The following is a 1,354-nucleotide window of genomic DNA, read 5'->3' on the forward strand; positions in this document are numbered from 1 at the left end:
AGTCGCTCGGCGCCTTCGCCGCGCCCGGGCTCAAGATCGAAGTGATGGGCGAGGCGAACGACTATGTCGGCAAGGGGCTCTCGGGCGGCATCATCGTGGTGCGCCAGCCGCTCGGCTCGCCGCTGGTCACGCACGAGAACGCCATCATCGGCAACACCGTGCTCTACGGCGCGACGGCCGGCTCGCTCTTCGCCGCCGGGCGGGCGGGGGAGCGGTTCTGTGTGCGCAATTCGGGGGCCGAGGTGGTGGTGGAGGGCTGCGGCTCGAACGGCTGCGAGTATATGACCGGCGGGGTGGCGGTGATCCTCGGCCGGTTCGGCGACAACTTCGGCGCCGGGATGACCGGGGGCATGGCCTATCTCTACGACCCGGACGCCGAGCATACGCTGCGGCTGAACGGCGAGACGGTGATCGTGGTGCCGGTGGCCGGGCGCTACTGGGAGGCGCAACTCAGGGGGCTGGTCGAGCAGCACGCGCGGGAGACCGGCAGCCCGCGGGCGGCGGAGATCCTGCGGCACTGGGAGGAGGAACTGGGCAAGTTCCGCCAGATCGTGCCGAAGGAGATGCTGAGCCGCCTGCCGGCGCCGCTGACCGACGAGGTCGAGGCGGTGACCGCCTGAGGCCGGGGGTGCACCCCCGCCAAGCCATTGAAATGTCCTGTGTTATTTTCTGTATAGACAACGTATATACGATACGCGCGGGAGGAGGGGGATGCGGATCGACGCCCTGAGCTTCGCGCCGAGCGGGCCGGTCCCGAACCATCCCCGCTTCCCGGCGCTGGTCTATCGCGCGGCCGCGGAGGCTTCGGCGGAGGCGTTCGAGGCGCTCTTCGCCGCGAACGGCTGGCCGCCGCAGTGGCGGAACGGGATCCATCCGTTCCACCACTATCACACCCGCGGGCACGAGGTGCTGGGGATCGCGGCCGGTTCGGTCCGGGTGCTGCTCGGCGGGCCGGACGGGCGCGAGGTCGCGCTGGCGGCCGGCGACGCGGCGGTGCTGCCGGCCGGGACCGGGCACTGCCGGATCTCGGCGAGCCGGGGGCTCCTCGTCGTCGGCGCCTATCCGCCCGGGCAGCAGGCCGACCTCTGCCGCGGAGTGCCGACGCTCGCGATGCTGGCCCGGATCGCCGCGCTGCCGGCGCCCGCTTCCGACCCGGTGGGAAGGCCCGACGGGGTGGCCGCGCTCTGGCGGTAGACCACGCTCGCAGGCAGCGTCGTTCGAGCGACCGCCGCCACAGCCCAACGAGCGGGGCAAGCTGCGCCGCGCCCCCAACGCTACCCCAAGGGACAAGGACGCGCCGAGTCGCTCGATGGCCACCTCGCCTACACCGGATTCTCCACCACCTCTGTGGACG

General features: G+C 71.9%; 1 protein-coding gene and 1 pseudogene. Both read left to right on the forward strand.

Annotation, left to right across the window (positions count from 1 at the left end; all coding sequences use genetic code 11):
* A pseudogene (locus tag Q0112_RS05565) lies at positions 1 to 620 on the forward strand (glutamate synthase large subunit); the annotation flags it as partial.
* Between the two features lie 91 nt (positions 621 to 711).
* Complete coding sequence (locus tag Q0112_RS05570; RefSeq protein ID WP_297972573.1) at positions 712 to 1,194, forward strand: cupin; 483 nt, start codon at positions 712 to 714, stop codon at positions 1,192 to 1,194.
* Positions 1,195 to 1,354: the final 160 nt, after the last annotated feature.

The organism is uncultured Amaricoccus sp., from assembly GCF_937858865.1.
In the GTDB taxonomy this organism is placed as follows: domain Bacteria; phylum Pseudomonadota; class Alphaproteobacteria; order Rhodobacterales; family Rhodobacteraceae; genus Amaricoccus.